The sequence below is a fragment of the Chromobacterium sp. ASV23 genome (assembly GCF_016428945.1).
In the GTDB taxonomy this organism is placed as follows: domain Bacteria; phylum Pseudomonadota; class Gammaproteobacteria; order Burkholderiales; family Chromobacteriaceae; genus Chromobacterium; species Chromobacterium sinusclupearum.
Window position 1 is genome coordinate 1 of record NZ_JAELTR010000118.1, and the last position, 2992, is coordinate 2992.

Annotated in this window: 3 protein-coding genes; all 3 read left to right on the top strand. The window is 53.1% G+C overall.

What is annotated here, in order from left to right; all coding sequences use genetic code 11:
• The first annotated feature begins 118 nt into the window (after positions 1 to 118).
• From JHD59_RS21710 to JHD59_RS21720, 3 genes are read left to right on the top strand one after another with little or no spacing between them, the layout of a single operon-like run.
• Positions 119 to 739 carry a hypothetical protein gene (locus JHD59_RS21710; protein ID WP_199155795.1) on the top strand — a complete coding sequence of 207 codons (621 nt, stop codon included), beginning with the start codon at positions 119 to 121 and terminating at the stop codon, positions 737 to 739.
• A gap of 3 nt (positions 740 to 742) precedes the next feature.
• On the top strand, positions 743 to 1534 hold the full coding sequence (locus JHD59_RS21715; protein ID WP_199155796.1) for an ABC transporter permease: 792 nt from the start codon (positions 743 to 745) through the stop codon (positions 1532 to 1534).
• Positions 1531 to 2187: an ABC transporter ATP-binding protein gene (locus JHD59_RS21720; protein WP_199155797.1), complete on the top strand. Its 657-nt coding sequence runs from the start codon at positions 1531 to 1533 to the stop codon at positions 2185 to 2187. Before JHD59_RS21715 ends, JHD59_RS21720 begins: the two co-directional genes overlap by 4 nt.
• The last annotated feature ends 805 nt before the right edge of the window (positions 2188 to 2992 follow it).

A 2992-nucleotide genomic window follows, 5' to 3' on the forward strand; every position in this document is an offset into this window, starting at 1 on the left:
CCCCCCCCCCCCCCCCCCCCCCCCCCCCCCCCCCCCTTTTTTACTGACCCGGCGACCCCCGCCATCTACACCTCCGTGCTGTCGTCGGCAGCGTCAGATGTGTATAAGAGACAGCGACATGAGTGAGGAATTGATCAATCGCCTTAACGAGCGCGGCAGACAAGATATGATCCGCTTCGCGAGTAGGGAAGTTGATGCTGCAGAAAAAAAATCAACAGCTGCTGCAGTAGCTCTATCCCTATATCGCAATGAGAAAGGTGTTATTGATCCTGAGCGGCAATCCACGATTCAATTACAACAAATTGCCAAGTTGCAAGATGAACTGATTGCCACTAAAACGCAATTGGCACAGCTCCAGACTTTCACTCAGGACAACCCTCAGATTCCTGCACTTAAAAAGCGCATCGAGACATTACAATCTGAAATCTCAGCAGAAAGCAATCTGGTTGCGGGGGGGAATAAATCGCTAGCGAACAAAGCAGCAGAATATCAGCGTTTGGTACTAGAACGTGAGTTTGCTGACAAACAGTTGGCCAGCGCCATGGCTACGCTTGAGCAGGCGCGAAGCGATGCCGTACGTAAACAGCTGTACTTGGAGCGGATTGTTCAACCTAGCAAACCGGACAAAGCCCAGGAACCCCGGCGTATTCGTGGCATCTTCTCTACTCTAGCTTTGGGGCTGGTGGCGTGGGGTATCCTAACCATGCTATTGGCAGGTGTGCGCGAGCATCAGGATTAAAACATGGAGCACTTAACCTCCCTGCGCCGCTCTTGGGCAATACAGCGCCGTGTCATTGGCGCCCTGCTGATGCGTGAAATCCTCACGCGTTACGGACGCCACAATATCGGTTTTTTATGGCTGTTTGTCGAGCCGATGATGTTTACCCTCGGCGTTACCGCCTTGTGGACCATCACCAAATCGGCCCACGGCTCAGACCTCCCCATCGTCGCCTTTGCAATTTCTGGCTACTCCAGTGTTTTGCTATGGCGCAATATGCCAACTCGCTGTATCGGAGCGGTAGGCCCCAACCTCAGCCTGATGTACCACCGCAACGTCAAGGTTATCGACATCTACGCCGCCCGCCTGCTGCTGGAAGCCGGCGGCGCCAGCATCTCCTTTGTGGTGCTCTCGTTGTTCTTTTCCTTTATCGGCTGGATTCAGCCACCGGAAGACGTCGGCACCGTACTGATTGCTTGGCTATTACTCGCCTGGTTCGGAATATCTCTAGCCATTTTGATGGGTGCCTGGAGTGAACAGTCTGAAACAGTGGAAAAACTCTGGCACCCAGCATCCTACCTACTGTTTCCGCTCTCTGGCGCGGCGTTCATGGTGGATGCCCTACCCGGCATGGCCCAGGATTTTGTTTTGCTATTGCCGATGGTACATGGCGTGGAAATGCTGCGTGAAGGCTACTTTGGCTCCAGCTTCAAAGCCCATTACGACACCAGTTATATGGTGCTGATTTGTGCGCTACTCACCCTGCTGGGCCTAGCCAAAACCCGTGAAATCAGCCGTACGGTAACCCCCGAATGATTCATATCGATAACGTCAGCAAGCACTATGGCACCCGCCAGGGTGATATCACGGTGCTGAACCAGGTAAACCTGCACATTCATCCCGGTGAAAAGGTTGGCGTTCTGGGTCGCAACGGCGCGGGCAAGTCCACCATCATCCGGCTGATCAGCGGTGCGGAACAACCCAGCAGCGGCAAGATACACCGTGGCATGAGCGTGTCCTGGCCCCTGGCCTTTGGCGGGGCTTTTCAAGGCACCCTCACCGGGCTGGACAATCTGCGCTTTATTTGCCGCGTATATGGCACCAGCTTTGAAGACAAGATCCCTTTTGTACAGGAATTTTCAGAGTTGGGCCGTTACTTGCGAGAGCCGGTAAAAACCTATTCTGCTGGCATGCGGGCACGGTTGGCCTTTGCCATCTCCATGGTGGTGGAGTTTGACTGCTTTTTGATAGACGAAATTGTCGCCGTGGGCGACAGCCGCTTCCATGAGAAATGCCACCGGGAATTATTTGAAAAACGTAGCGACCGCGCCATGATCATCGTCTCGCATCATGCCGATTATGTGCGGGCACATTGCACCCGCGCCGCGGTATTGCATCAGGGCCAGCTGCAAGCCTTTGACGATGTAGACGAAGCCCTGCATCTGTACCACCAGCAGGTATCTGCATGAATACACTAATCTGCCATATGCCGGCTTGGTTGCTGCGCTGGCTGCCGGTTGCCACCGCCAGGCGCTGGGTACAAGCACAAGTACCCACCCCTCCACCCGCCTCTAATACAGCCCCCAAACAACTGCTGGTGGATGTATCGGTTATTCATAGGCACGACGCCCGCACCGGCATCCAGCGTGTGGTGCGGGCCCTGCTATTGCAATTGCTGCAAAATCCACCCACCGGTTATCTGGTAAAACCCGTCTATGCTAGCCGCAAGCATGCTTACCATTACGCCTACCCGCACTTTCTTACCGAGCCCACGCCGGAGGCATATATAGCCCAAGATGTTGTCACCACTTACGGCGATATTTTCCTGGGCTTGGATCTGGCCGCACACTTGTTACCTCGCCAGCTATCGCAGTTGATAGAGTGGAAAAGACAAGGTGTGAAAGTTCATATTGTTGTTTATGATGTTTTGCCCCTAAAAAATCCTGAGTGGTTCAATCCAAAAACAACTCGCCATTTTAAAACATGGCTAAAATCAATAGCCATTATATCGAACAGCCTGATATGCATATCAGAGTCAGCAAAAAATGACCTTAAGCTTCAACTTAAAGAGCATATAAAAAACCCAGAAAACGAATATGTTTTCCATACAATTCCACTAGGTTCTGAGATTGAATACTCAGCACCAAGCATTGGCTCATCTGAAGATGTTAAAAATACAATCTGTCTCTTATACACATCTCCGAGCCCACGAGACTCAAAAAGGGGGGGGGGGGGGGGGGGGGGGGGGGGGGGGGGGGGGGGGGGGGGGGGGGG